Raw genomic sequence first — 24,216 nt, forward strand, 5'->3', positions numbered from 1 at the left:
CGTCTCCTATTCGTTCACGATGAGCGACATGATGCGCTCCTGGCTGGCCTCGGCAGCCGGCAGTTCGCCGACGATGGCGCCCTTGTTCATCACGTAGATCCGGTCGCACATGCCCAGCAGTTCGGGCATTTCCGACGAGATCATGACGACGCCCTTGCCCTCGGCAGCGAGGTCGTTGATCAACCCGTAGATTTCGTACTTCGCGCCGACATCGATGCCGCGTGTCGGCTCGTCGAGGATCAGCACCTCCGGCCCGGCGAACAGCCACTTGGACAGGACGACCTTCTGCTGGTTGCCGCCCGACAGGTTGACGACCTTCTGAAAGACACCCGGCGTGCGAATGCCCAGGTCCTTGCGATACTTCTCGGCCACCTCGGTTTCGAGATGGCTGTTCAGGACCGCGCCGCGCGCCACGCGTGGAAGGTTGGTGAGCGTGATGTTGCGTGTGATCGTCTCGTCCAGGATCAGGCCGAGGCTCTTGCGGTCCTCGGTCACATAAGCCAGCCCCGCCGCGATCGCGCGGCCGACATCCGACACATCCACCGGCGTGCCGTGCATCTCCACAGTGCCGGTGATCTTCTGCCCCCAGCTTCGCCCGAAGATCGACATGGCCAGCTCCGTCCGGCCCGCGCCCATCAGGCCCGCGATGCCCACCACCTCGCCCGCGCGCACGTCGAAACCGACATTGCGGATCACCTGCCGGTCGGCATGTTCGGGATGGTGCACCGACCAGTCGGCCACCCGCATGATCCGGTCTCCGATCCGCGGCGTGCGCTGCGGATAGCGTGCTTCCATCGACCGGCCGACCATGTCGCGCACGATCCGGTCCTCGGTGATCCCCTCCGCGGCGTCGAAGCTGCTGACCGACTGGCCGTCCCGGATGACGGTCACCGTGTCCGCAACGCGCCGCACCTCGTTCAGTTTGTGGCTGATGATGATCTGCGTGACGCCCTGTGCCTTGAGTTCGAGCATCAGGTCCAGAAGCGCCTGGCTGTCGTTTTCGGACAGGGCCGATGTCGGTTCGTCGAGGATCAGAAGGCGCACGTCCTTGGCCAGCGCCTTGGCGATCTCGACCAGTTGCTGCTTTCCGACGCCCAGTTTCTCGACGCGGGTCGTCGGGGCGTCGTGCAGGCCGACCTTGCGCAGCAGGTCCTCCGTCCGGCGGTTCGTCGCGCGCCAGTCGATCACGCCGCCGGTCGCGTTCTCGTTGCCGAGAAACAGGTTCTCGGCGATGGACAGCAGCGGCACCAGCGCGAGCTCCTGGTGGATGATGATGATGCCCCGCGCTTCGCTGTCCGTGATGTCGCGGAACGCGGCGAGCGCGCCGTCGTAATGTATCTCACCCTCGTAGCTGCCCGCCGGATAGACCCCCGACAGCACCTTCATGAGCGTGGACTTGCCTGCGCCGTTTTCGCCGCAGATGGCGTGAATCTCGCCCTTCCTCACCTTCAGCGACACGTCGTCGAGCGCCTTGACGCCGGGAAATGTCTTGGTGATGGAGCGCATCTCCAGAAGCGCGTCCTGCATTGCAGCATCCTCACGAATGTTGGGACTCGCCGCCGTGCCGGCGGGGCGGCGGACCGGCACTGCACGGGGCAGGCCGATCCGCCGGACCGGTGTCGGACCGGGTAGGGCGCCGAGATAGCCGGCGTTTACTGGATCTGGTCCAACGTGTAGTAGCCGGTTTCGATCAGCCGCTCTTCCCAGTTGTCCGCCGTCACCTTGAGCGGTTCCAGCAGGTAGGACGGCACGACCTTGACGCCGTTGTCATACGTCGTCGTGTCGTTGATCTCGGGTTCGCCGCCTTCCAGCAGCGCTTCGACCATGCCCACGGTCACGCGGGCCAGTTCGCGCGTGTCCTTGAAGATCGTCGAATACTGCTCGCCCGCAAGGATCGACTTGACCGAAGGCACTTCGGCGTCCTGCCCGGTGACGATCGGCATCGCCACGCCGCCGGACCCGTAGCCCACGCCCTTGAGCGAGGACAGGATGCCGATGGAAAGCCCGTCATAGGGCGAGAGGACACCATGCACCTGCGCGTCAGTGTAATGCGCCGACAGCAGGTTATCCATGCGGGCCTGCGCCACGGCGCCGTCCCAGCGCAGGGTGCCCACCGTGTCCATGCCCATCTGGCCCGACACGATGTTGACCTTGCCACTGTCGATGAGCGGCTGAAGCACGCTCATGCCACCGTCGTAGAAGAAGTACGCGTTGTTGTCGTCGGGCGAGCCGCCGAACAGTTCCACGTTCCAGGTCTCGGCGTCGGGGAAGCGCTCTTCCAGGCCGGATACCAGCGTTTCGGCCTGCTGCACGCCGACCTTGAAATTGTCGAAGGTCGCGTAGTAGCTCACATGTTCGCTGTCGCGGATCAGGCGGTCATAGGCGATGACCTCGATCCCCGCGAAATGGGCGTTCTCCAGCGCGTTCGACAGGGTGGTGCCGTCGATGGCCGCGATCACCAGCGCGTCCACGCCGTTGGTGATCATGTTCTCGATCTGCGCCAACTGGTTGGGAATGTCGTCCTCGGCGTATTGCAGGATCGTCTCGTAGCCCGCGGCTTCGAACTGCTGGACCATCGACTCGCCGTCCGAGATCCAGCGGGCGGACGACTTGGTGGGCATGGCGATCCCGACAAGGCCTTCGGCGAACGCGCCGGTTGCGAGTGTCGTGGCAAGCGCCGTGCCGACGAGAATGGATTTAAGGGTCATATCTTCCTCCTCCGAAGGCGCGCGCTCTCTTGATCCGGCGGCGCCCTGCGACAAGAGGTTAGAAAAAAACGTCATAACAAGCTAATGCAATCAATGGCAATCAGCATAGCATTTGCGGTATGATGATTGGCATGGTCCATTCGCTTGCCTACCGGCTCAAGCCCGCGCATCTGCGGTTGATCCGCGCCATACACGACAATGGAAAGCTGCAACTGGCGGCCGATGCGGTGGGCATGTCGCAACCGGCGGCCTCGCGCATGTTGTCGGAGATCGAATCCGATGCGGGCGGCGCGCTCTTCGAGCGGCTTCCCAAGGGGATGGCGGCCACGCCCATGGGCGTCGCCTTCGTGCGCCATGCACGGGTGATCCTTGCCGAGGTCGAAACGCTGGCGGGCGAGATCGCGCAATTGCGCGACGGGACCGCGGGGGCTGTCCGCGTGGGCGCGGTCACGGGCCCGGCGGTCGGCGTGCTGGTCCCCGCGCTGACATGGCTGCGCGCGCGGATGCCGGACATCCGCCCCACCATCGAGGTCGCGCCGTCGGCGACGCTGATCCGCGGGCTGGAGGAAGGGCGCTTCGATTTCGTTCTCGCACGGATCGGGTTCGAAACCGATACGCGCGCCTACCAAGCCTATCCCGGACGGCGCGAGAATGTCTGTCTTCTCGCGCGCGCGTCGCACCCGCTGGCGGGGCGCCGGGTGTCGCTGGCCGAAACGCTGCCGTTCGAGTTCGTCATACAGGAACCGGGGTCCCCGATCCGCAAGGCGCTTGAGAACGCCTTTCTGGGAAACCGCCTGCGCACGCCCGCCCGGATCACCAACAGTTCGTCGCTGCTCATCGCGCTCAGCCTCGTGACCGGGTCGGACGCGATCGCGCCCCAGACACGGGAAGTGGCCGAGATGCTGACGAAGCGGAAATCCGATCTCACGGTCATCGAGACGGACGAGGATATCGCGGTGTCGTCGTTCCTCGTTCTGCAGATCCGCCATCGCCAGTTGTCGCCGGTCGCCGAGAACCTTCTGGACGAGGTGTTGCGCCGGCTTTGAACGCCACGGCAGGCCGACGCGCCCGCGCGTGCCCCGGCGGCGGCTGTGCGCTTGCCTTCGCGGGCGCCTTGCATCACGCTTGCGGCGCCAACTGATCGTGACGCCGCCGTCTTTCCGGGCAAGCCCCGGGGAGCATCGGCAAGCCGGAGTGTCCCCTGCCCATGCCGCAACGCCTTGACCGTCCAGCGCCGTGAGTAAAGCCGTGTCGGGCGACGCTGCCGGAGGCGTGGGTCTTGAGTGACATCCTGATCGTCTTCGCGGTCATCGCCGGTGTCATTGTCCTGTTCGTCTGGGACCGATTCCCGGTCATCGCGGTCTGCGTCGCGGCGGCCCTGTCGCTCTGGGCGACGGGCGTTCTGACCCTCGACCAGAGCCTTGCAGGATTCGGCGACCCGGCGGTGATGTTCATCGCCTCGCTCTTCGTGGTGAGTGCCGCGCTGGAAATCTCGGGCGTGACGGCATGGGCCGGGCAGATCCTGATCCGTCATGCGGGCGACAGCCGGTCGCGCCTGATCGTGCTGATGATGGGATTCGTCGCATGCCTGACGGCGCTCATCAGCGTGAACGGTGCAGTGGCTGCGCTGCTGCCGGTCATTGTCGTCATGGCGATCCGCTTGGGGCGGTCGCCGGGGCAGTTGCTGATGCCGCTGGTGTTCGGGGCGCATGCGGGATCGAAACTGTTGCTGACAGGGTCGCCCGTGAACGTGCTGGTCATGGATGCCTCGGTCGATGCGGGTGCGGGCGGCTTCGGCTATTTCGAGTTCGCGCTTGTGGGTGTGCCGCTGGTGCTGGGCTGCATCGTCATCGCCGTGCTGTTCGGCGAACGGTTGCTGCCGAAACGCACCAGCAAGACGCTGCCCCCCGATCTCAGCCGGCACGCCACGACGCTGGTGGAACAGTACCGGCTCGTCAGTGACATCCACCACCTGCGGGTTCGTGCCGGGTCCGACCTGATCGGACGCGAGCGTGGCAGCATCGGGCGGTTCGACATCGACGGGCTGGCCCTTGTCACCGTGCAGGACGCGCAGGGCGACAAGAAACGCGGTGGGCGCATCGTCGAGGGCGATGTGATCATCCTGCGCGGTCCGGGCGAGGCCGTGGCAGCGGTCGCCGTGGATGCTGGGCTGGCCTTTCGGGACGAAACGGGCACGCGTGGCGGCGGCATGGCGGACATGCTGTTCAACCGCTCTTCCGGGCTGGCCGAGGTTCTGATCCCGCCCCGCTCCCCGCTGATCGGGGAGACGTTCTTTCCCGGCATGGTGACCGAAAGCGGCGATCTGATCGTGATCGCGATCCAGCGTCAGGGTGCGGATCTGGAAGCGGGCGAACCGCTGGCGGCGGGCGACACGATGCTGCTGCAGGGGACATGGGCGGCGCTGGACACGCGGCTGAACCAGGCCGAGGTTCTGGTCGTGAACGCACCAGACCTCGTGCGGCGGCAGGCCGTGCCCATGGGGAAGGGGGCGCATATCGTGATCGGCGCGCTGATCCTCATGGTGGTGCTGCTGGCGACCGGATTCGTGCCGCCCGCCGTTGCCGGGCTTGTGGCCGCGGGCATCATCCTGATCGGCGGCGTGCTGAGCGTCGATCAGGTCTATCGCGGGATCAACTGGACCACGGTGATCCTTGTGGGCGCGATGATGCCGTTGTCGACGGCGATGCAGCAGACCGGGGCCGCGCAATTGCTGGCCGACTGGCTCGTGTCCACGGTGGGGGAGGCGGGGCCCTATGCGCTCATGGCGGGGCTGTTCGTGCTGACGGCCGTTCTGGGACAGGTAATATCCAACACCGCGACATCGCTCATCGTCATCCCGATCTCGGTGGTCACGGCCCAGCAGATGGGGCTGTCGCCGCAGCCGATCCTGATGTGCGTCTGCGTCGCCGCCGCGGGTGCGTTCCTGACGCCCGTCGCCACGGCGACGAACCTGATGATCATGGAACCGGGCGCCTACAGGTTCGGAGATTACTGGAAGTTCGGCCTGCCGATGATGATCTGGTTCTTCATCCTCAGCGTTTTCCTGGTGCCGCTGATCTGGCCGTTCTGACGATGCGGCGCCGTCTCGGGGAATTACCCGAGCAGATCCCTGAACGTTCCCGTTCGGTCGATGACGCCCCTTTGAACCAGCGCGCCGACCAGCAGCGCCTTGCGCGCGTCACGCGGTGAACATCCGAAATGGCGCGAAAAGGTCCGGCTGAAGGCCGCGGCACTGTGAAACCCGCGGGATTCGGCTATGTTCGCGATGCTCCGGCTGGCCAGCGCCGGATCGCTCAGGTCGCGCATCACCGCGTCGAGCCGCCTTTCGAGAATGTAATTCGCCACGCCGCCATGGGATTCGAACAGCCGGTACAGCGCCGAGCGGGACAGCCCCGAAAGCTGGCAGATACGGTTCAGCGTCAGCCGCGGCGAGGCAAGATGCAGCTGGATAGTGCGGTAGACGCGGGCGCGGTCCATCTGTGCGATGTCATCCGCCGATACGGTGCCAGGTGCAACGGGACGCTGGAAACAGGCGCGGATCATGGCCGTAGTGGTATGCGCCAGACCTGCGCGCTCCTCGGTACTGGCGGTGCGCAGCGTGTCTACCAGTGCGAGGGCGAATTCCCCGAAGAGCTGCGCACAGGCGCCCTTCAGAGGCCCGCCGGCGCGATCGACGAATTCGAGATGTTCGAATCCCTCGCGGGGGAAGACGAACGCGACCCAGCTCGACTCCGTCCAGGTATCGTCGAACGTGTCGCGCATGGAATCGAGCACCACGTCCCTTGCCATCTGCCGGTAAGCGTACCCCCCGAGAGCGAAGTCAGCCTGCCCGTGCGCAGAACGCGCAGGATCCAGTGGTCGAGATCGTCGGCCGCGACTTGCCGCCGGTTGCGAAATAGTGTCACGAGCGGCGACGACCCATCCATCACGAGAACATCGCCAAGCTGCCACATCTCAAGCCGACCTGTCGCGGAAAGCCATGTGTCGCGCGGCAGGTCGACCTGCATGGTCGGTCCGAAGAATGCCTTCAACGCATCGACCCGATCCGGTGGGGTGATCGCGTCCAGAGAAAAGACGATAGAGGGCATCCGATCAGGCGATGCACCGGGCACTTTTCCGTTTCCGTCCATGCGGCCGCTCCTGTCGAATGCCGTCGATGGGCAACCCATCCGCCAGTGCGCGTGGCCTAAAGCCCGTATCTCAAGCACATAATACCATGGGAATTTGCCGAACGTCCCATTTCTTTGCAGCCCATCCGCGCAAGATTGCGCGGCCCGCGCATGCCCGCCTAGCGTTTCGTCATGGCTGGTCTTGCCCGCTTGCAGAACGCGCGCCTGACTAAATGCATGAATAGAATGTGTTTTCATCTTGGAGTGCGACGTGATGCATCAGGGAACACCGAAGGATGCAGGCGGGACAGGGCACAGGATTTCGCGTCGTGACGTTCTGAAAACCGCGACCGCGGCGACCGTGCTGGTGGGCGCTGGTGGGCGCTGGCGGGTTGGCGGGACGCGGGCACGCCCAGACCGATTTCGACATCGATGTGGCCTTCGCGCGGTTCATGGCCGATATCGGCGGCAGCGCCGAAGATGGCGGCGGCGCGGTGACATTCACGGGCAGCGACCCGATCCTGCGCAGCCATTTCCGCATCGGCGCGTCCATGGCGCTGCCGGCGATGGCTGCCGCGGTCGGGGCCGCCGCGATCTGGCGCGCGCGCACCGGCGAAAGTCAGGACGTGGCCATCGACCTGCGCGAGGCCGTCTACAACGTCAATCCGATCATCACGCCGATCATGCAGCACCGGCTGGCAGTGGGCGCGGTGCCGCCTGACGATCCCGTGGCGCGCGGCTTCACCTTCACGCCGACGATTAACGGGCGGTTCTACCAGGCGCCGCTGGGGCTTCCGTTCTCCTTCGTGCCGTTCCTGACGCGGGACGAGCGGCATATGAACATCACGGGGATCTACCCGCACCTGAACGCGCGTGCGCTCAACCTGCTGGAATGCAATCCGACGCGCGAGTCCATCGCGGCGGCGGTGGCGCGCTGGGATGCCGCAGATCTTGAGGCCGCGATGTTCGAGAACGGCGTGGTCGGGGTCATGCACCGCACCACGGCGGAATGGCTGGTCCACGCCGAGGGTGCGTTCCTCGCGCAGCGCCCGCTGATCGACATCCGCAAGGTGGGCGAGGCCGATCCGATCGCGTGGCCGGGCGATCCGACCCAGCCGCTGTCGGGGCTCAAGGCGCTGGCGATGACCCATGTGATCGCCGGATCCACCGCGGCCCGGACCCTGTCGGAATGCGGCGCCGAGTTTTTGCACATCATGCGCGACCAGTCCTTTGAGCACGAAGTGGTTTGGACCGACGTCAATATCGGCATGCGGTCGGCGCCGCTGGACCTGCGCACGGAGAACGACGCCGCGGCGCTGAACGCGCTGATCCCCGATGCCCATGTCGTGTTCGAAGGCTTCGCGGGACGGGGCATCGAAGAGCTTGGCTTCGGGCTGGACGAGGTCGTCGCGAAGCGCCCCGGCGTCGTATACGTCACCCTGCGCGGCTATAGCTGGGACGGGCCGTGGAAGGACGTGCGCACCTTCGACATGGAGGCCGTCAGCACGACCGGCTTCACCTATGCCGAAGGGTCCGGCGGCAATCCGTATTTCGGGCCGTCCTTCGCGGACTCTACTGCCGAGGCCCCGCGCCCGTTCTTCCCGCCGACCTTCGTGCTCAACGACCATATCGCCGGCTACCTCGCGGCGGCGGGCGCGCTGGCTGCACTTCGGCGGCAGGCGGCCGAAGGGGGCAGCTATCATGTGCATGTCAATTTCGCCCGCGCGGCGATGTGGTATGCCAGCCTCGGCACGTTCCTGACGACCGATTTCGTTCCGGGCGAAGAGAACCTGATGATCGAACCCGAGACGTTCACGTTCCAGTCCCCCTATGGCGAAATCAGGCGCCTTGCCCCGCTGGCGAAGCTGTCACGCACGCCGGGACGGTTGCAGGAGCCGTTCCTGACGGTGCGTGGCAGCGATCTGCCGCGGTGGCTGGGATGATGGGCGCACGCCTGCACGATGTCGCCCGCTGCCTCGCCGTCCTGACCCTTGCGGCAGGCCTTTCCGGTCGCGCCGACGCACAGGACAGCGTGCAGGCCAACAACCCCATCGGCAGCCTCACGTCCTTCAACCTGCAGAACCAGTTCATCGGCAACCTGTCCACCGTGGACGAACACGCGAACATCCTGAACTTCCGCCTGATCCAGCCCTTCACCATCGGCGAGTCCACCTCGATCTCGCGCACTACGGTGCCGCTGACCACGCAGCCGGTGGGGCCGGGGTTCGACCAGCGCACCGGGCTTGGCGATACGAACGTCTTCGCTGCGCGTCTGTTCGATACCGGCAATCCGAGGGTGACCTTCGGGATCGGGCCAAGCCTGACGATGCCCACGGCGACCGACACGCGGCTTGGCGGAGAAAAATGGAACCTCGGCATCGCCAACGTGCTGTTCAACGCCAACAGCCCGCGGGTCCAGTTCGGCTACCTGCTGGTCTACGAACAATCCATCGCGGGGGACGACGACAGGCCGGATGCGGAGCGCGCCTTCTTCCAGCCCTTCGGCATCTATCAACTCGGCGATGGATGGGTTCTGCGATCCACCGGCGTGTGGCAGTACGATTTCAAGACGGACAACTACGCGACACCGGTCGGATTGGGCGTGGGCAAGGTCGTCCCGTATGAACGAACTGTCGCGAACTTCTTCTTCGAGCCGCAATACTCGGTATGGCGCGACGGACCCGGCCAGCCGGAATGGGGGGTCTTCTTCGGGATCAATCTTCAACTTCTGAGATAGGCACAGGCGACGTCTAAATCATCGCTTTCTGACATTGTGAGGGAAACAGAATGACGAAGAAGGACTGGGGAACCGGCAGGGGCATAACGCGGCGCGGGGCGCTCGGCGCGGGCGTCGGGGCCATCGGGGCCGCACTCGGCGGCGGCATCGCATCCGACGCGCGGGCCGAGCCGTTCCGCGATCCCGAAGGCGCGGCGGGACCGTCGCCCTATGCAAGCCTGCGGGTCATCGAAATGAGCCAGACCCTGGCCGGGCGGCTGGCCGGGCAGCTTTTCGCGGACCAGGGCGCAGAGGTCTATCGCGCCGACGCGCCGCCGGTGGAGGGGCTTGACAACACCTATTTCAATCGCGGCAAGTTCATCGTGCCCGCAGACGCCGTGGACGACACGTCCTCGGCGGACGTGATCATCGTGGACGGCGAGGCGCCAGTGGACCGCCAGCCGCACCAAATCGTCATGCGCGTGGTTGCGGCCCTGCCCGGCGACGCGGTCTATGGCCACCTTCCCGCCGATTGCAGCGAGGACCTGGTGAACGCGCTGGTGGGATTCTTCACCGATATGGCCGTGACCGGGCCGATGCTGGGCCGCCCGGTGATCTATACGCCGCTGCCGCTCTGTTCCGTCTACGCCGCCACGAACGGCGCCATCGCCGTCGCTGCGGCCCTTGTGGACCGCACCCGCACGGGGCTGGGGCGGGGAGGTGCACGCCTCGCGCATCGCGGGCGGGCTGTCGGCCATCGGCGCGCTGACGATCACCGAGCACGGGCTGCCGCCGCATCTCAAGCCGATCCAGATCGGTGGCCTTCCGCCGGGCCTGAGCCCGGAGCAGTTCGTGGAGATCACCCAGAAGGCCGCGGCAGATCCCGCGTGGCAATTGTGGCTGGAGCAGCGGTTCGCCCCGCAGGCGGCGCCCTATCGCACGTCCGACGGGCAGCTTGTTCTGCCATTGGCGGGTGCCAACCGCCACCTGACGCGTCGGATGCTGGAAGCATTCGATCTTTACTATCGCGCACTCGACGGGGGCATGGTCGATGTGTCCCCCTTCGATCCGTTGAATATCGAATACGCGCGCAACAACCTGGCGGACTCGCTGGCGCTGCGGTTCGACCTGACCTCGAAACTCGCCGACTGGCTGGAGCCTGTCTTCGCCAGCCGCACCGCCGCCGAGATCGAGGCGTTTCTCGTGGCCAACGACGTGCCGATCACGCGGATCAACTCCTTCGCGGAATGGAAACAGGAACGGCAGGCGCGGGAGGCGCGCATCATCACCGATGTCATCGGGACCGGCAACCTGCAGATCGGCATAGGGCTGCGGGTCGGCCAGCCGGTCGATGCACTGCCGCCACGCGCCACCCCTGTGCCCGAACCGACCGGTGTGACCCCATCGGAAAAGCCGCTGACCGGGTTGAGCATGCTGGACCTGAGCAACGTGGTCGCAGGACCGAACAGCGGGTGCATGTTCGCGGAGCTTGGCGTGGGCGTGGCCCAGAGTGTTCCGCCCGAGCCAAACCATTCCGTGACCATCGTCGTCGCGTGGAACGGCGAACCGGGCGGCGGCAAGCGCAGCATAATCCTCAACATGCGCACCGAGGAGAGGATGAAGGTCCTTCGGGATCTCGCCGCCCGCAGCGATTTCGTGCTCAACAATGCCATGGACCAGCAGATGGCGCGGCTCCGGCTCGATCCGGCGTCGCTACACGCGCTCAACCCGCGGGCCATCGGCTTGCAGATCACCGCGCTGCGGGGTGAACGGTTCGGACCGCGGCACAACCACACGGGATACGACCCGGCGCAGCAGGGCACGACCGGCATCATGCACCGGTTCGGCGCGCCGGGGTCCCCAGCTATCACGGTGTGGCGTCGGCGGTGGATTACTTGTGCGGGTATCTTGGCACCTGGGCCGGTGTCACAGCGCTTTACGCCCGCGAGACGCGCAATGACGGGACCGGTGACTCGGCGGAAACCTCGCTTGCGGTAGCCGCGACGCTCACGCAGCTTACGCTGCAGAAAGGCGAGCCGCCCGCATCGGCGGTCGGTCCGTTCGCGACGGGCATGACCGAAGGGGCGCGGACCTATCAATTGTCGGACGGCTGGATCTTCGCGCAGGCGGATCGGGACATGAGCGCCGATCTCGACGGCATGACGCAGGCCGAGGCGCTGTCCGCGATGGCGGCGCAGGACATTCCGGCCGTACCGGTCCAGACCTGCCGGCAGGTTGCCGACCGCCATCGGGACGAGCCGACCATCACGGTCCATTTCGAGGCCCGCGAAAGCGACGGCTGGGTGAACGAATGCTTCGCGCCCACATAGTTCACCTATGACGGGCAGCCCTTCGCGCGACCGACGGCGGCGCCGCGTCTTGGCGCCACCGGACCCGAGATCCTTGCCGAGCTTGGCTATAGCGATGAACAGATCGCCCGGATGATCGCCATTGGCGCGGTCGGGCGCACGGAATAGGCGCGGGCTTGAGGACAGGCATGTATCGAACTTGGACGAGGAGTAATCCGCGGCGCAGACACGCGTGCGCCGCGGGACGGGCGTTGGCGGCCGGGGCCTTGTCCCTGGCCGCGCTGGTTTTCGGACAGGCATCCGCGCAGGGCACGCCATCGGCCGCGAACGGTGTCGTGGTGAACCCCGAGGGCGACCTGCTGATGCCGGGCTCCGTCCTGTCGGACCTGGAACCCCCGCCGCCCCCGCGCCGGACCGAGGTCGGGCCGATCTTTCCCAACTTCAAGTTTCCCGGTCGGTAGGGTGCCGAGGCGTGGCGGCAATCGCTGGACGACCGCGCCAACCTGCGGATCGGCCTGAGCTACCAGCAACTCTACCAGTATGCGACGGAAACCGTGCCCGGGTCCCCCTTCGACACCGCGAACGGGGGCTGGGCGGCGGCGGAGGCCATCTGGACACCCCTCAACAATGGCTCCGATACCGAAGGGCGGCTGGTCGTGCGGATCGGCTGGTCGTGCGGATCGGCTGGCGCGACAGCATCGGCACCAACGCCATTCCGGCCCAGTTCGGCGGGCTCAACCTCGGTGCCAACTGGTCGAACTATGAATTCACGACTTGGGACGGCCACACGCGGGTGGAAGACCTGTTCTGGGAACAGCAGCTTGGGCCGAATTTCAGCTTCCGCATCGGCAACATGATCCCGACCGCGGTCTACAACTTCTCGCGGTTCAAGGATGCGCGGGTGTCCTTCACCGCAAGTCCCTTCGCTTTCCATGACATGATCCCGCAGCCGACCTTCGGGCTGGGGGCGTCGTTCCGCTGGACGCCCGCACCGCGGACCGATCCCGGCGTCTACGTCGTCGGCACGATCAACGACATGAACGGCGAACCGGCGGCGAACGGGTTCGACTGGAGCACTGTCGAGGAAGGGCAATTCTTCTACGGGCTGGAGGTCGGCAAGCGCTGGCGCCGCGAGAACGGCGAATTCGACCACCTCCATGTCAACCTGTTCTACGCGGACGAACGCAGCACGCGGAACCCGGATGTCGCCCCGAACGCGGCGGGCTGGGGTTTCCGTGTCTACGGCGAAAAGCAGATGGGCCGCATCGTGGGCTTCGGCGGCTATACATACAACACTGCCGAAGGCGGCGGCATTTCAAGCACGTTGCATCAGCACGTTGCCACGGCGGGTGTGGCCTATCTCAATCCCTTGCAGATCCGGGGCGAGATCGCTGTCGGCGCCATGTACGCGCGCCCGATCAAGGACATCATCCCCGGCCTCGCGCAGCGGGACCAATACGGTTTCGAAACCTACTGGCGCCTGCAGGTCACGCCGAACCTGTCGGCAACCCCGGGCGTGCAGGTCGTCTACGACCCGTCGTTCAACCCGACCGTTGACACGATCATCATCCCGAGCTTCAAGTTCCGGGTCGTCTTCTGATGGTGTATCATGCAGGCGGGACGCAAGGCGCGCGCCATCGCCACTGACTTCATGCGCATGATCAAAAAGAAAAATTCCAACGAAGAGGACAGACAGTGCTACATATCGACCTGCCGACGCGCGCCGAAATCGACCTCTTGGCCGCGCATCGCGGCGCCCCGGCGATTTCCATCTACCTGCCGACGACCCCGGTGACCCAGGATACGCAGTCGGACCGCATCGCACTCAAGAACGCGCTGCGCGAAGCAATCGGCCAGCTGCAGGCGGTGGACACCGCCAAACGCACGATCCTGCCCATCGAGGACGCGGTCGAGGCTCTGGTGGAAGACGACGATTTCTGGGCCACGCAGGCCAACGGGCTTGCCGTGTTCGTCGCGCCGGATTTCCTGCGCACCTTCCGCCTGCCGAGCCGGCTCGAGACCATGGTTCAGGTGTCCGACCGGTTCCATCTCAAGCCCCTGCTGCGGTCGGTGACGTTCCCGCAGGATGCCTATGTGCTGGCGATCAGCGTGGGCGACGTGCGCCTGATCGAGGTGTCGGCGGACCTGCCGGCCGATACGGTCAAGGTGCCCGGGCTGCCGAGCGATTTCAACGATGCGCTCGGCAAGAAGACGCATCTCGAACAGGGCACCATGGGCAAGACTGGCAACATGAGCGAGAACGCCCTGATGAACCGATATTGCCGGGCGGTGGACAGCGCATTGCGCCCGCTGCTGGCCGGGCAGGAACGGCCGCTGATCGTCGCGGCGAGCGAACCGCTGGCGTCCATCTATCGCGCGGTGTCGAGCTATCCGCACACCACTGCGCAGGTCATCGCGGGCAGCGTCCAGCGGACGCCTGATCACGAACTTGCCACGGCGGCGCGCAAAATCCTCGATGAACGTCACGCGGATCGCATCGCGTCGCTCGCCGATCTTTACCGCACGCGCGAAAACCAGGGCCGGGCCACGGGCGACATCGCGCAGGCGGCGCGCGCGGCCACCTTTGGCGCGATCGACACGCTGGTGGTGGACATGAACGATGTCGTGCCCGGCACGGTGGACGAGGAAACCGGCGCCGTGACCTTCGCCGATGCGGCGGGGGCCGACAGCTACGGGATCATCGACGAGATCGTGTCGCGTGCCATGAAGTCGGGTGCGCGCATCTTCTCGGCCCGCAAGGCCGATATTCCGGGCGGGGGCAGCCTTGCGGCGATCCTGCGCTTCCCGGTCTGACGATCGGACGCAGGATGACGGATCGCGATGCGCGGTGTTGCCCGGTGCGGCGCGGTAGTGTGCACGGGAATGGGCGGTTCTGGTCCCGGACAGGGGCAACCCTGTGCAACTGCGTCCTGCGCGCGGATGCAAGGCGAGGCCGGAAATGACCGGTGTCGTGGAAGAAGCAGCGCGGCGGCTTGAAAACCGCTCCCTTGCCCTGTCCATGTGGGGCAATGTCTTCATGGGTCTGGCCGGGCTCGTGGCGGGCATGCTGGCCAATTCCAACGCCATCATGCTCGATGGGCTGTTCTCTCTCATCGGGTTCGCCGCCGCGCTTCTGGGTCGGCGCGTCAGCCGGCGGGTGGCGGACGGCCCCGACAAGCTGCGCCCGCTGGGATACGCGGCGGACGAGGCGATCTTTTCCACCTTCCGAGCGCTGTCGCTGCTGGGCGTTGTGCTGTTCGCCGCGTCGGTGGCGGTGAAGAACATCTACAACTATGCCATCGGGATCGCGCCCGCACCGCTGCATTTCGGGCCGATGATGGTCTATTTCGGCGTTGTCGGGGCGACCTGTTTCCTGCTGTGGGCGGCGCATCGCCATGCGTGGCGGAAAACCGGGCGCGTCAGCGAGATCCTCAAGCTCGAAGGCAAGGCGGCGCTGTTCGACGGGATCATCACCGCGGCGGCGGGCGTCGGGATGGCCGCGATCTTCGTTTGGCAGGACAGCGTGCTCGCGCCCATCGTGCCGATCGGGGATTCGATCATCCTGCTGCTGCTGTGCCTTGCGGCCACCGGCACCTACATGCAGGATTTCCGCGAGGGTCTCGGCCAGCTGGCCGGTGTGACCGCCAGCCCCGACAGCATCGCCGCCGCCCGCCGCGCCATTCGGCCCGCCCTCGCCGACGACGGGGGAAAGCTGACCGACGTGTCGGTACAAAAGACCGGACGCGCCTATCTCGTGACGGTCTATTACGATCCGTTGCGCGCCATCACGGCGGCCGAGATCGACCGGCTGAACCTGCGCCTGATCGCCGATGTGCGGCAGGTCCTGCCCGGCGCGGACGTGTTCGTGCTGGTCACGGAATTCACCCGGCGCTGGCCTGACGACCTCGATCCCGGCTGATGCCGCCGCGCGGTGCGCCGGTTCCGGGCGACCTGGCGCGGGCGGTGGGCAGGGTGGTCCGCACCAACGGGGGAACATGCCGCATGCGTATCAATTCGTCTTCACGATCCCCGAGAACCCGGCCACGGCCAGAAGCCCGAGCGCCACGCCCGCAGCTGTCTGGAAATACATGAACCACTTGCCTGCATTCCCGATTTCGCTCCGCGTGTCGGGCGACCAGTAATTCACTTGCCCGCCACCAAGGCCAGGTAGGAGCGCATCCGCCGACAGCATCGCCGCGTTGAATTTCGGGTAGGCCGATGCTTCGGGCTGGCGGCGATAGCAGGCGAGCTGCGTCTCGGCGGGCCGCGCCAGGCCTTCGCGGTTCTGCCCCACCGACGCGAGGGTCGTGCCTGTTCCGGCGGGCGTCGCGCACAGCACCCATTCGGGCGAGCGCAGGATCACGGGCGCGTTCGGGCGCAGCGCCCCCTCATCGTCGAGATGCGCATAGACACCTGTCCCCGTGACCCAGATCAGCAGGATCCAGAACATGGCCCGCAGGGGTTTGCGCCCATAGCCCACGGTCAGGCCCATCAACCCGTCGATCAGCGCCAGCCGCAGCCGGGTAAGGGGATTGCGGGCGCGGCGGCGGCGGGCGCGGCGGGCTAGCCGTTCCTTCGTGACCAGCACGCGGCGCTTGTCCTCGTCATGGCCCATCTGGCCGAGAACGGCAGCGAGTTGTTCATAGGGCTGCGGCCAGAAATCCTCGCCCCAGCGTTCCGGGGTCTGGCGTGCCAGCCAGTCGAGCCGCGTGCGCGCCTCGATCGCGCCGCCCAAGAGCGCCCCGTAAAGGCAGCGGTTGAGACGCAGGTCACCCTTGGCGGGCCAACATGCCGGATCGTCGAGGATCGCCCCGAGATTGGCGCCGTTGAGACTGAGCGTCCCGTTGATCCGGGCGCCCTTTCGCAGGAACAGCGCGCCCTTCACGACTGTGCGGTCCAGATGCGCCGCCATGTCGCCGGGGTGGGAGATCTGCGCGCCGGTGAGGTTCACATCCCCGCCGACCTGCGCGGTGACGAGCGAAACCCCGCCCGTGATCACGGCCACGCGCAGCACCACATCGCCTTCGACCTGCACGGAATCGGAATCGAGAACCATGCCATCGGCCCGGTGGAGCGTGGCCCCGGTCAGGTCCAGATCGCCGCCGATGCGCGCGCCGGGCAAGGCAAATCGGCCCGCGACCGTCGCCCCGCGCAGGAACACGCCGCCCCGCACCGCGCAGCGTTCCGCGACACAGGCCGACCCCTCTGCGTAGTCCAGCGTGCTGCCGTCCAACACGAGATCGCCGCCGATCCGGCTGCCCGTAAGGGAAACCGGCCCGCGCACGGTGGCCCCGCGGAACAGAAGGTCGCCGCGCGCCTCCAGCCGGTTGGCATCAAAGCCCGGCAGGTCCGAGCCGTCGAAGGCCAGCGTATCGATGATCGCGGAGCGCAGGACGGGTGTGCGCTCGAACCGGCAGTCGAGCAGTCCGATGTCGCGCGGCACGCGGCAGCCTTCGAGGTCCAGAACGCCCGTGATCCATGCCCCGCTCAGGCGCAGGCCCTTTTCGTGCATGCGCGGTGCGTCGGGGTGCCCGAGCAGCAGGAAGCGCACAAGGTCCGCGCGCACGCGACAGGTCTCGTCACCCGCGTCGGGCAGGCCCCCGGCACCGATCCGGTCGGACTTGCCCGTCCCGATACCGTCGACCATCACGATCTCGGCCGGACCGAGCGCCCCGAACCGTGCCAGTCCCGCCTTGTCGGTCATCGGTCAAAGGGCTGCGAGGATGCGCGCCCAGGACCGGATGCCCTTGTGGAAACTTGTCAGGCTGTATTTCTCGTTCGGGCTGTGGATGCGGTCGTCGCTCAGCCCGAAGCCGGCCATGACCGCGTCAAGGCCGAGCTTGTCCTTGATGAGGGTTGTGACCGGAATCGACCCGCCGCCGCCGACGAAGGCCGCGTCCTTGCCCCATTCGTCGCTCAGCGCCTGTTGGGTCTTCTGGAAGAACGGCGAGGACACGTCGAAGGTCACGGCCTGTCCCGATCCGAACTCGGTGAATTCCACCCGGCAATCGTTGGGGATTCGCTCCTGCACGAAGGCGCGGAAGGCGGCCCGGATCTTGTGCGGATCCTGATCGAAGACGAGACGAAAGCTTATCTTGGCCGAGGCGACAGCGGGGATAACCGTCTTGAACCCGTCGCCGGTGTAGCCGCCCGTCATGCCGTTCACTTCGCAGGTCGGGCGCGACCAGGTCTGTTCCAGCACCGAGCGGCCCTTTTCGCCCGCGGGCACGGAAAGGCCGACCTCGCCGAGGAAGGCCTCTTCGGAGAAACCGAGTTTCTCCCAGCCGGCAAGCAGGTCGGCCGAGGGTTCGGGCACGCCATCGTAGAAGCCGGGGATCGTGATGCGGCCGTCAGCGTCGCGCAGGTCGGCGATGATGCGGGCGAGGATGTGGTTCGGGTTTGCGGCGGCCGACCCGTAGAACCCGGAATGAAGATCGCGGTCTGATGCGTGGATGTGGATCTCCTCGGCGCAGAGGCCGCGCAGGCTGGTGGTGATCGCGGGGGTGTCCCTGTCCCACATGTTGGTGTCGCAGATCATGGCGACATCGGCCTGCAACTCGTCCTTTGCGGCATCGAGGAAACCGGGCAGGTTCACGCCGCCCGATTCTTCCTCCCCCTCCAGCAGGATCGTGATGGGGATGGGCAGCGTGCCTGTCACGGCCTTCCACGCCCGGCAGGCTTCCACGAAGGTCATCAACTGGCCCTTGTCGTCGGACGCGCCCCGGCCACGGATTTCCTTGCTGCCATCGGGCAGGGTGACGATCCTGGGATCGAAAGGTTCTCCCTCCCAAAGTTCCAGCGGGTCGGCGGGCTGCACGTCGTAATGGCCATAGAACAGCACCCGTGTGCCATCCGCGTCGTGGTTCTTCGCCAGAACGACCGGATGACCGGGCGTGTCGCGCAGTTCGGACCGGAAGCCGATGCTTTCAAGATCCGCGGAATGCCATTCGGCGCAAGCGCGCGTTTCGGCGGCATAGGCAGGGTCGGTCGAGATCGACTTCATACGCACCGTGTTGAACAGCCGGTCGAGCGCGTTGTCGAGATCGGCGTCGATATGCTCAAGGACTTTGTCGAGATCGGACATGGTGGCTACCTCCCGCTGCGTCGTGAATGAATGCCGGGCCGCGCGGAGACTGCGCCGCCTTGTTCCGGGTCTTGTCTAGAACGGCCAGATCAGCGGCACCAGCACCACGGCGATGACGTAGAACCAGATCAGCATGGGCAGGCCGAGCTTCCAGTAATCGCCGAACCTGTAGGCGCCCGGTTCCATCACCATCAGGTTGGTGGGCGTCGCCACGGGTGTCAGGAAGGCGCCGGCGCAGGCCACGCACACGCACATCAGCACGGGCTGTATAGAGATCCCCATCTGGTTTGCCGCGACGACCGAGATCGGGATGACGATCAATGATGTCGCGGTGTTCGAAATGACCTGCCCCATGACCGCCGACAGCAGGAAAAGCCCTGTCAGCAAGGCATACGGGCCCGCATCGCCCACAAGGTACACCAGCCTGTCGGCCAGCAGTTGCGCAGCCCCCGTCACCTGCATCGCGGTCGACAGCGGCGTCAGCGCAGCCACGAGGATCACGGTGGTCCAGCCGATGGACTTGTAGACCTGTTCGGTGCTCAGCACGCCGGATATCAGGATGATCCCCGCGGCGATCAGCCCCGCGACGGCGGGCGGCACAAGCCCGGTGGCCAGCAGGACCACCATGATCGCCAGCGCCACGAGCACGGTCTTTGCCCCCTGCCCCAGCGGCACCGCCTGCCGGCGCACGAGATCGGGGGAGTTCACGACCAGCACCTCGGGCTTGCTCAGCCGCTGGTTCAGCGCGTTCCATGTGCCCTGAAGCAGCAGCGTGTCGCCGACCGCCAGCGGCTCCCCCGGGTCGAGATCCGCTCCGGCGCGCTGGATCGCCAGCACGATCAGATCGCCGCTTTCGGTGACCATGCCGGGGAAGAACCGCTGCCCGACGAGCGGCGAGCGCGGCGGAATGACGACCTCCGCCAGACCGGAATCGCGGTTGAACAACTGGTCCGCCACGCCGCCTTCGGGCACGTTTTCACAGAAGGCGAGACCGTATTGCGTGGCCAGTTCCGCGCCCTGATCGGCCGGGCCTCGGACGATCAGCAGGTCGCCCTCGGATATCACGTCGGTGCGGATCGGCCTGCCGTCCGTGCCGGTGCGGGGATAAAAGGTGACATCGCGGCGGCCCGCAAGTTCGCTGTCCATAGGCGCGGTGCCGATGAGGGGCGAGTCGGCGCTGACCCGCAACTGGTTCGTCTCGCCCGACAGGCGGAACTGTTCAACGAGGGTGGTCGCATGCTGGCTGAGGTCGGGGGGAAGCGTCGCGCTGGTGCGGTTGGGCAGCAGCCGCGCGCCGAAGAACACCACGATGGCGATGCAGCCGATCATCGTCGGGATGCCGATCAGTGCGAACTCGAAGTAGCTGAAACCCGCGCCACCCGCATCCCGCGACGCTTCGAGCACGAGCACGTTCACCGGGCTGCCCGTCAGCAGCAGGAGCGACCCGGCATGGGCGCCGAACACCAGCGGCATCAGCATCTGCGACGGTGCGCGGCCAAGCCGCAGCGCCATCACGACGACGACCGGGATCAGCGCGGCCACCGCCCCGTTGACGCTGATGAGGCCCGCAAGGACCCCCACGAAACCCATCATCAGCAGGATCAGCCGCGGTCGGCTTTCCCCCGCCTGCCGGATCAGCAACTGACCCGCCCAGGCGGTGACGCCGGCGACCTCGAGCCCCGCGCTGACCACGAACAGCGCCGCGATGAAGATCACTGCCGGATCGCCGAACCCGGCAAGGCTTTGCTGCAACGTCAGTATTCCGGTCGCCCAAAGTGCGAGGGCCGCGCCCATGCAGACCGCGATCACCGGCAACCTGTCCCATGCGAACAACACGACGATGGCGGCGATGATCGCGAAAACGGTCCAGATCTCTGTCACGGAGCACCTATGTCGTGATGTGCCGAAAGCATGGCTGCAATCCACTTTTTTGCAACATGAATTTCGTCGGTCGGCCACGATTGCGCCGAGTCCCGACGCTGCGTGCTTTTTGCACATGGCGGATGTGATTTTTTGCTTCGGACACCATGAAAATCTGCGGTTCCATTTCCCAAAAGCGCGCGCTCCCTGAAGAAACACCGGACTTGGCTTTCACAAACTGCTTGATTGAAAATCAGATTCGCGCAGGATGGTGGAGGGGAGTGTTTGGTCGTGCAAGTCGTTCGACTTGTGGAGGTAAGTCGCCGTACTTGCTTATCGACTTTTTACCAATCCTGAGAACAAGACATGAATGGTGCCTTGTTTCGACAGAATTTCGGGGATCCGGCGCGGGCGCGCATGGGGAAGGAATGGGGTCGTGCGGCATCGCTGTCTCTGTTGTTTCGTTGCGGGGCTTTTTTTCGTAATTGCGACGGGCGTTTGCGCGCAAGGTGTTTCTGACGGGGATTTCGATTACGATTCCGCTGTCAACGACTTGCCGATCGACTCCGCCGCGACCGGATCGGCCTCGACATTCACCAATGACAGTGGCGGGGTCACGACCTTCTACGGGCAGGCGAACCTGACGTTCCAGAGCTTCGATGACGGTGTGGAAACCACGCAGGGCGTCGTGGACAACGGGAACTGGAACACGCGCCTTGGCGTTACCGTGACACAGCCCTTCGACGCCATGACCGTTCGCTTCCGCTTCGAGACCGGGCTGGGCCTGCGCAATTCCGCGTCGATCTCTCAGGATGGCGAGCCGCCATGGGTGGACTGGGACCGCCAGTCGCTGCGCTGGTTCGAGGTCGCCTTCGACACCGATTACGGCACGCTGTCGCTGGGGCAGGGCAGCACGGCGTCGGACGGAACCGCGGGGCTGGACGACAGTTTCACCTTCCATGCCGGGGCGACCGACAGCTCGGACGGCTTCGGATCGTTCCGCTTCCGCGATGGTACCGGCGCGCTGACGGACACATCCGTCGGGCGGGTCAACAACAGCTTCGACGGCGCGCGGCGGTTCCGGGCGCGCTATGACACGCCGGCCTTCCACGGGGTGGTGCTGTCCACGTCCTACGGCGAGAACGTCCTGAACGACGACGACGATACGGAATATTATGACGTGGCCATCCGCTGGACCGGCGATATCGGCGATATCGCGGTGCGTGCCGCGCTGGGATACCAGTGGCTCGATGATCCCAACGGTCCAGATACGGAGCGGTTGGCTGGATCGGCGACGCTGGTGCACACCCCGACGGGGTTGAACCTCGCCGTGTCTGCGGGCGAGCAGATTGACGGCGCCAGCTATGTCTGGACCCGCGCCGGTTGGCGGTCGGATTTCTTCGATCTCGGCACCACGTCGCTGTCGGTGGATTACTACCGCGGCGATGACTTCGTGTCGGACGGCGCCCGGACGGAAAACTGGGGGCTCTATGCCGTGCAGAGCTTCGATGCGCTATCGCTCGATCTCTACGCGGGATGGCGGCGTTTTACCTATGAAGACCGGCTTGGCGGGAGCTATCGGGACGCGGATGGCTTCCTGATCGGCGCGCGGGCGTTCTTCTGATGCGGCGAAAGGGCACTGCGGCGGCAAGCGCGGCGTATATCCGAAATTGCGTGGGGCGCCGGTCGGGCGGTCCCGCGTTCCAGACCCGATCACAGGATGCGAGGTTCCCATGACAGCCAAGCCTGACGACAAGAACGAACTGATCGCCGAGAAAGAGGCATCGACCGGGTTCCTTGCGACCGTGGAAAGGGTGGGCAACATGGTGCCGCACCCGGCCATCATCTTCTTTATGCTGATCGGGATCGTCATCGTCCTGTCGGCGATCTTCGGCCTGCTCGGCACGACCGTCACCTATGACGGGTATGACCCGGCCATCGGCGACATCGTGGAGCAGACGGCGTCGGTGCGGAGCCTGCTGGCACCCGACGGCATTCGGTTCATGCTCACATCGCCGGTTGCGAACTTCCTTGGCTTCACGGGGGTGGGCGTGATCCTCGTGGCGATGATCGGCGTGGGGCTGGCCGAGGAATCCGGCCTGATCGCCACGCTGGTGCGCAAGCTGGTGGCGGCGGCCCCTCGGTCGATCTTCACCTTCATGATCGTCATGGTCGGCGTGCTGTCCTCCATCGCCGCCGACGCGGGGTATCTCGTGCTCGTGCCGCTTGCCGCCGCCGCCTTCCATTCGATGGGGCGGCACCCGCTCGCCGGGCTAGCGGCCGGGTTCTCGGGCGTGGCGGCGGTCTTCCTCGTCAACGTGTTCGTCACGCCCACGGACGCGCTGCTGGTCGAGGTGACGAACGACGCGATCCGCGCCGTGGATCCAGCCGCGCAGATCAGCGTCGTCGGCAACCTGTTCTTCATGATCGCCTCGTCGATCCTGATGGGGATCATCTGCACGCTGCTGACCGAATACGTGATCGAACCGCGCCTTGGCGCCTATACCGGCGGCGTACCGGTCGAGGCGTCCGAGGGGTTGTCGGGCAGCGAACAGGCCGGGCTGAAGAACGCTGGTCGCGCCTTTCTCGGTTTCGTCGTGGTGATCGGGCTGCTGACTGCGCCGCCGCTGCCGTGGGGCATCCTGCGCAACCAGGAAACAGGCGGCATCATGGCGGGTTCGCCCTTCATGTCGGGGCTCATCATCCTCATCAGCTTGCTGTTCCTCGTCGTCGGCTACGCATACGGGCGCGGTGCGGGCACGATCGCCAATGTCACGGCCGCGATCGGGTTGGTCGTCAAGACATGGTCGAACCTCGCGGGCATGATCTTCCTGCTGTTCGTGATCGCCAACTTCATCGCCTTCTTCAACTATACCAACCTCGCCACCGTGCTGGCCGTGAACCTGGCGGATTTCCTGCAGACCGTGCCGATCGGGGCCGTGGGCTACATCATCCTGTTCGTCGTGGTCGTGGCGATCATCGACATCATCCTGACCGGCGCGCTGGCGAAATGGGCGATCCTCGCGCCCGTCTTCGTGCCGCTGTTCATGCGGCTCGGGGGCGATCCGGATCTCGTGCTCGCGGCCTACCGGGTCGGCGACAGTCCCATGAACGTCATCACGCCGCTGAACGTCTATCTGGCCGTGATGGTGGGTTTCGCCAACAAGTACGAAAAGAACGCCGGGATCGGGACCATGGTCGCGCTGATGCTGCCCTATACGGTCGTGCTGCTGGTCCTGTGGACCCTGATGCTGATCGCCTGGTACGTCTTCGGCCTGCCGCTCGGGCCGGCGTGACCGCGGGCCACGGCGACGTCACGGGCGGACCCCGCCCGTGTGCCACGACCGGCTAGAGCGTGTCGCGTTTAATCGGTTCCGTATCCGGCGGCCTTGAAGAAGTTGTAGCACTC

Annotated in this window: 18 protein-coding genes and 1 pseudogene; 13 read left to right on the plus strand and 6 right to left on the minus strand. The window is 65.8% G+C overall.

Annotated features, from left to right (window positions below):
- Nucleotides 1-6: 6 nt before the first annotated feature.
- Together mmsA and chvE are read right to left on the minus strand one after the other, a co-directional pair.
- Entirely contained in the window at nucleotides 7-1,527 is a 1,521-nt protein-coding gene (gene mmsA, locus DDE13_RS10480) for a multiple monosaccharide ABC transporter ATP-binding protein (protein ID WP_111404034.1), read from the minus strand.
- A gap of 125 nt (nucleotides 1,528-1,652) precedes the next feature.
- Nucleotides 1,653-2,708, minus strand: coding sequence for a multiple monosaccharide ABC transporter substrate-binding protein (chvE, locus tag DDE13_RS10485; RefSeq protein ID WP_111404035.1), 1,056 nt, complete (start codon nucleotides 2,706-2,708; stop codon nucleotides 1,653-1,655).
- Nucleotides 2,709-2,839: 131 nt separating this feature from the next.
- Between chvE and DDE13_RS10490 the strand changes: the two genes are divergently transcribed.
- Together DDE13_RS10490 and DDE13_RS10495 are read left to right on the plus strand one after the other, a co-directional pair.
- Nucleotides 2,840-3,754, plus strand: coding sequence for a LysR family transcriptional regulator (locus DDE13_RS10490; RefSeq protein WP_111404053.1), 915 nt, complete (start codon nucleotides 2,840-2,842; stop codon nucleotides 3,752-3,754).
- Nucleotides 3,755-3,987: 233 nt separating this feature from the next.
- Nucleotides 3,988-5,799 (plus strand): SLC13 family permease, encoded by a 1,812-nt coding sequence (locus DDE13_RS10495; RefSeq protein ID WP_111404036.1) that lies wholly within the window; start codon nucleotides 3,988-3,990, stop codon nucleotides 5,797-5,799.
- A 23-nt stretch (nucleotides 5,800-5,822) separates the two neighbouring features.
- Here DDE13_RS10495 and DDE13_RS10500 read toward each other — a convergent pair whose 3' ends face one another.
- A complete protein-coding gene (locus tag DDE13_RS10500; protein WP_111404037.1) occupies nucleotides 5,823-6,518 on the minus strand; it encodes a helix-turn-helix transcriptional regulator in 696 nt (231 codons plus the stop codon).
- A gap of 594 nt (nucleotides 6,519-7,112) precedes the next feature.
- Between DDE13_RS10500 and DDE13_RS23725 the strand changes: the two are divergent.
- The 9 genes and pseudogenes from DDE13_RS23725 to DDE13_RS10540 all read left to right on the plus strand — a co-directional run.
- Nucleotides 7,113-7,217: pseudogene (locus DDE13_RS23725) on the plus strand (twin-arginine translocation signal domain-containing protein); the annotation flags it as partial.
- Nucleotides 7,218-7,230: 13 nt separating this feature from the next.
- Entirely contained in the window at nucleotides 7,231-8,781 is a 1,551-nt protein-coding gene (locus DDE13_RS10505) for a CoA transferase (RefSeq protein ID WP_235868666.1), read from the plus strand.
- Nucleotides 8,778-9,575 carry a hypothetical protein gene (locus DDE13_RS10510; protein ID WP_222626077.1) on the plus strand — a complete coding sequence of 266 codons (798 nt, stop codon included), beginning with the start codon at nucleotides 8,778-8,780 and terminating at the stop codon, nucleotides 9,573-9,575. Before DDE13_RS10505 ends, DDE13_RS10510 begins: the two co-directional genes overlap by 4 nt.
- Nucleotides 9,576-10,238: 663 nt before the next feature.
- The gene (locus DDE13_RS10515) at nucleotides 10,239-11,552 is read left to right on the plus strand and encodes a CoA transferase (RefSeq protein ID WP_162630945.1); all 1,314 of its coding nucleotides are present in this window, start codon (nucleotides 10,239-10,241) and stop codon (nucleotides 11,550-11,552) included.
- Between the two features lie 74 nt (nucleotides 11,553-11,626).
- Nucleotides 11,627-11,884 (plus strand): hypothetical protein, encoded by a 258-nt coding sequence (locus DDE13_RS10520; protein WP_111404040.1) that lies wholly within the window; start codon nucleotides 11,627-11,629, stop codon nucleotides 11,882-11,884.
- A gap of 245 nt (nucleotides 11,885-12,129) precedes the next feature.
- On the plus strand, nucleotides 12,130-12,324 hold the full coding sequence (locus DDE13_RS10525; protein WP_162630946.1) for a hypothetical protein: 195 nt from the start codon (nucleotides 12,130-12,132) through the stop codon (nucleotides 12,322-12,324).
- A 212-nt stretch (nucleotides 12,325-12,536) separates the two neighbouring features.
- The gene (locus DDE13_RS10530) at nucleotides 12,537-13,463 is read left to right on the plus strand and encodes a carbohydrate porin (protein ID WP_111404042.1); all 927 of its coding nucleotides are present in this window, start codon (nucleotides 12,537-12,539) and stop codon (nucleotides 13,461-13,463) included.
- Between the two features lie 95 nt (nucleotides 13,464-13,558).
- Nucleotides 13,559-14,677 (plus strand): baeRF11 domain-containing protein, encoded by a 1,119-nt coding sequence (locus tag DDE13_RS10535; protein WP_111404043.1) that lies wholly within the window; start codon nucleotides 13,559-13,561, stop codon nucleotides 14,675-14,677.
- A gap of 145 nt (nucleotides 14,678-14,822) precedes the next feature.
- Nucleotides 14,823-15,782, plus strand: a complete 960-nt coding sequence (locus DDE13_RS10540) for a cation transporter (protein WP_111404044.1) — start codon at nucleotides 14,823-14,825, stop codon at nucleotides 15,780-15,782.
- Nucleotides 15,783-15,872: 90 nt separating this feature from the next.
- Here the strand turns inward: DDE13_RS10540 and DDE13_RS10545 are convergent, their stop codons facing one another.
- From DDE13_RS10545 to DDE13_RS10555, 3 genes are all read right to left on the minus strand, one after another.
- Entirely contained in the window at nucleotides 15,873-17,567 is a 1,695-nt protein-coding gene (locus DDE13_RS10545; RefSeq protein ID WP_111404045.1) for a hypothetical protein, read from the minus strand.
- A gap of 3 nt (nucleotides 17,568-17,570) precedes the next feature.
- Nucleotides 17,571-18,947, minus strand: coding sequence for a M20/M25/M40 family metallo-hydrolase (locus DDE13_RS10550; RefSeq protein ID WP_111404046.1), 1,377 nt, complete (start codon nucleotides 18,945-18,947; stop codon nucleotides 17,571-17,573).
- A gap of 75 nt (nucleotides 18,948-19,022) precedes the next feature.
- Nucleotides 19,023-20,828 (minus strand): SLC13 family permease, encoded by a 1,806-nt coding sequence (locus tag DDE13_RS10555; RefSeq protein WP_111404047.1) that lies wholly within the window; start codon nucleotides 20,826-20,828, stop codon nucleotides 19,023-19,025.
- A gap of 532 nt (nucleotides 20,829-21,360) precedes the next feature.
- Here DDE13_RS10555 and DDE13_RS10560 point away from each other — a divergent pair.
- On the plus strand, nucleotides 21,361-22,431 hold the full coding sequence (locus DDE13_RS10560) for a porin (protein WP_162630948.1): 1,071 nt from the start codon (nucleotides 21,361-21,363) through the stop codon (nucleotides 22,429-22,431).
- A gap of 109 nt (nucleotides 22,432-22,540) precedes the next feature.
- On the plus strand, nucleotides 22,541-24,103 hold the full coding sequence (locus DDE13_RS10565) for an AbgT family transporter (RefSeq protein ID WP_111404049.1): 1,563 nt from the start codon (nucleotides 22,541-22,543) through the stop codon (nucleotides 24,101-24,103).
- Nucleotides 24,104-24,216 lie beyond the last annotated feature (113 nt).

This window comes from Meridianimarinicoccus zhengii (assembly GCF_003254465.1).
Taxonomy (GTDB): domain Bacteria; phylum Pseudomonadota; class Alphaproteobacteria; order Rhodobacterales; family Rhodobacteraceae; genus Meridianimarinicoccus; species Meridianimarinicoccus zhengii.

Coding starts and splice junctions, on each gene's coding strand:
- mmsA (WP_111404034.1), bottom strand. CDS start 1,527: ATGCAGGACGCGCTTCTGGAGATGCGCTCCATCACCAAGACATTTCCC.
- chvE (WP_111404035.1), bottom strand. CDS start 2,708: ATGACCCTTAAATCCATTCTCGTCGGCACGGCGCTTGCCACGACACTC.
- DDE13_RS10490 (WP_111404053.1), top strand. CDS start 2,840: ATGGTCCATTCGCTTGCCTACCGGCTCAAGCCCGCGCATCTGCGGTTG.
- DDE13_RS10500 (WP_111404037.1), bottom strand. CDS start 6,518: ATGGCAAGGGACGTGGTGCTCGATTCCATGCGCGACACGTTCGACGAT.
- DDE13_RS10510 (WP_222626077.1), top strand. CDS start 8,778: ATGATGGGCGCACGCCTGCACGATGTCGCCCGCTGCCTCGCCGTCCTG.
- DDE13_RS10520 (WP_111404040.1), top strand. CDS start 11,627: ATGACCGAAGGGGCGCGGACCTATCAATTGTCGGACGGCTGGATCTTC.
- DDE13_RS10540 (WP_111404044.1), top strand. CDS start 14,823: ATGACCGGTGTCGTGGAAGAAGCAGCGCGGCGGCTTGAAAACCGCTCC.
- DDE13_RS10545 (WP_111404045.1), bottom strand. CDS start 17,567: ATGACCGACAAGGCGGGACTGGCACGGTTCGGGGCGCTCGGTCCGGCC.
- DDE13_RS10550 (WP_111404046.1), bottom strand. CDS start 18,947: ATGTCCGATCTCGACAAAGTCCTTGAGCATATCGACGCCGATCTCGAC.
- DDE13_RS10565 (WP_111404049.1), top strand. CDS start 22,541: ATGACAGCCAAGCCTGACGACAAGAACGAACTGATCGCCGAGAAAGAG.